The 3281-nt window shown below is 58.3% G+C and carries 2 protein-coding genes; both read right to left on the bottom strand.

Features of this window, described 5'->3' with window-relative positions; translation table 11 throughout:
* Positions 1-959 precede the first annotated feature (959 nt).
* A complete protein-coding gene (locus MUO23_02810; protein ID MCJ7511885.1) occupies positions 960-2183 on the bottom strand; it encodes a DHH family phosphoesterase in 1224 nt (407 codons plus the stop codon).
* 1 nt (position 2184) lies between these two features.
* Positions 2185-3117: a mevalonate kinase gene (gene mvk / locus MUO23_02805; protein MCJ7511884.1), complete on the bottom strand. Its 933-nt coding sequence runs from the start codon at positions 3115-3117 to the stop codon at positions 2185-2187.
* Positions 3118-3281: the final 164 nt, after the last annotated feature.

Below are 3281 nucleotides of genomic sequence, written 5' to 3'. Positions count from 1 at the left end.
CATCAACTCCCATCGGGCAGCTGTAGGAGCAGACCCCGCACTGGACGCAGCGCATGGGCTCGGTATGGATGATCGCCGTGGCGAGCGCCCGACGGCGTCGAACTTCCTGTTCGAAGAGTTGTCCCAGCATGATAAGGCCCCCCCTGGGGGCGGCTCCCCATTGTTTCCCGGGCCATTCGCCCCAACAATGTGATAATAGTCCCATAACCTTCTCACTACGGTCCGTGAGCCACAGAATTTAGAAGAGCGAACGTTGCCTGATTAAGAGGGACCGAGGGGCGCTCGGCCGGATCGAGGGGGGCAAGCAACTCTTGCGGCGACCGGACCTAATGGTCCCGACCGGCTGCGGTCAGCCGTCTAGCCCTCTAGCGCCCCCCACCCCCCGGCGACGGAGCGGGCCTCGGCCTCCCGGCAGGCGCGGACGCAGCAGGCTTCGTGCGGGTGGCGGCGACAGGCCGGTGGCAGGATCTGGCGTAGCGTCTGGCCTCACGGCCACTCAATGCTTCCGATTTCTGCGCTTTCGGCCAATGCATGGCTCCAACACGCTCCCCGAAGGCCCGCAGGGCCGCCGATCCTCTGCGGGAAACCTGGAACCGCCGGCCACATTGTGGTTCCAACTCCGGCCAAGTTATGGGTAGAGCAACACTTGATGCGACTCAAACAAAGGTGTGGCCGGACCGGCCACACTATGCCTTAATGCACTCGCATACAAGGGACTGCGCCAGCACGAGGGATGAATTGACTACATCATCTGGTGGAGTGGAAATACCCAGGCGGGTCAACTTCTCAGCGTAGACTTCGCGCGACTTCAGAGGGTCATTTGAATGAAGAACAACGCCGCTGCCCCGTCTTCTCAGGAAGGCAACGGCTTCTGGCGCTCCGGGGATTCCATGATCTCTCAGATAGGCAGTCCCATCCAGATCAAAGATATGGCCATGGAAATCCGACAGACTTGCCCACTACTTTGACAACTTGGCCTGCACCAATTCGTCCATCGCCATGACCAAGGCCTTTTCCTGGCCAATGTCGACAATGGTCGCGGCAGTGTAGTCATGACACGCGTCAATGGAGCCGCCCACCTGCCTGGCTGCTTCGGGGACAAGATAGGATAAGCCTGGCATCGACCGGTCGATCAGGATCTTGTGCTCTAGAGGCGTGGGCAGTCGCATGGACGCTTTTGTCTGAGCCCAATCGAAGGAACCCACCCCCGGGACCACCGGAGCCATATTCTGGAAGCCGACGATGTATTTCTCGGGGTTGACAAAGCTCTCATTGCGGATATCCCAGCAGTACTCGCCAATGATCTTGACGCCCATGGGTGAGAAATCGTCGCCCACCGTAAACCACTGAATATGCTTCGTTTCGTGGAAGCCATCCCGCCTCAGCCGCGCTGTAGTCTTCTGGTAGGCCGTTTGCTGGGTTTGGCGCAGCTCTTGGAGACGGCGCTTCGCTTCGGGGAAGAGCCCTTCTCGGCACACCCGTACCCCAAGGTCTGGCCCGTCCGCATAGTAGCCCACGCCTCCTAGAGTCGTCACCGCTATCGCCAACGGCGCCATCGGGACCACATCCTCAAAGAGGGTGAGCGAATAGACTTCCTTGCCCTGCTCATTCACATCCACTCGCACCTGGCCCTGCTCGATGGCATCCTGCAATGCTTCGCGATTCTCTTTGACAAGGCCTCCTTCTCGGTCGTGTTCATCTCCCACGGCGCCCAGCACGGCGATATGCGCCAGATCGCGGTTGGCTTCATCCAGTTCAAGGGCGAAGAAGTAAGCCGCTGTCGATGCTGAAATATCCATCTCGCCGGACAACCCAAAGAACTCAGTGGAGATGTTGAGGACCCTGGGGTCGGTGGGCTTTTGGGGGTGATGATGATCCAGGATCAGGGTGGTGCGTCTACCCTTGTTGGCATCTGAAATGACGGGCGCTGCCTGCCCCCCCAGGTCTACATAGAAGATCGTCATGGGGAATTGGTCATGAATACGGGCCACAATGGGAGGATGCACGCGCTCGATACAGGTCCGGTGGGCGGAGAAGCCCGCCCGTGCCAATGCGCTTTCCAGGACTGCCGCCGAGGTCAATCCGTCGGCATCGTTGTGGTGAACCAGGGCAACCTCTGAGCCGGCCGCACGCATCAGGTTGATGCCTATGCGGATCTCCTGGAGGAAGTCTTCTTTGCTCATGTCACAAGCCTATCGTGGTTCGAATGACCTTGTACCCCTCGGCCTCCATTGCAGATGCAACGGCCTCCTGCATTTCCTTCCCGGTCGTCAGGGCATTCATGTAGCCGCCCCTGCCGCCGCCGGTGACTTTAGCGCCCAACGCGCCCATTTTCAGGGCCAGATTGCACAGGTAGATCAGCTTCTCATGGGAAAGCCCCACTTCGATCAAGACCTCGTGATTGGCCGTCATGATGGCGCCCACCTTCTCAAGATCGCCGGTTTCGAGGGCAGCTTTCATTTCGTACACCTGGGTTGTGATGGCTTCCATGCGAGACTTGAACCCTACGGGGTCGCTCGCTTTCATTTCCGCAATGTAGTCATCCAAGAGAGCTGTATTGGCAGTGACGCCGCTATTGCCCAATACGATATGGAGCGGTCTTCTGGAAGCGATCTGTTCGAAATGGCTTTCTCCAGCTTTGACCCGGTAAAGCATCAGCCCACCGTAGGTCGAGGCGGTGTTGTCGACCCCGCTGGGGATGCCGTGATAGGCGAACTCTCCCTCCCATCCCACGTGGTTGATCTGTTCGATGGTGTAGCCCAGGCCGAACTCGGCGTTCAACGCTCTGGCCAGGGAAACGCAGCTGGCTGCACTGGCACCAACCCCACTGCCTGCCAGCAAGCTGCCACCATACGTTATTCTGATGGGGGTCTTTCTAACATCAACGTTCATCACTTCGAGGATGCGGTTGATGGAGACGACCTGTTGATCCTTCTTCTTGTCCTTGTAGCCTGGCACTTCGACGCGGTTGTCTTCCAATACCCAGCCCTCTCCGTCAATCCTCTCTACTTCTGCCATGGTCTCAAAGGGGATGGCTGAAACTACGGCCGGCACCTCTTCGAGCACGAATTGATCGCCGATCAGAATCGTCTTTCCAAATGCCGATCCTTTTGCCATGCTTCGCTCCTTATCTGAATCTCCGCCGCACGACAAGACCATCGCCGCTTGTCCGGATTCTAGCTCAAACTACTGCCTCAAGATGGGCGGGTAGAAGAATCCATGAATCTCCGGTGCGCTTGGAGTGTACGTCGTCAGGCCAAATGAGGCGTTGGGAGCCATTT

The sequence above is a fragment of the Anaerolineales bacterium genome, assembly GCA_022866145.1.
In the GTDB taxonomy this organism is placed as follows: Bacteria; Chloroflexota; Anaerolineae; order Anaerolineales; family E44-bin32; genus PFL42.
The sequence above is the reverse complement of the archived record's forward strand: the minus strand, read 5'-3'. Positions and strand labels throughout refer to the sequence as shown.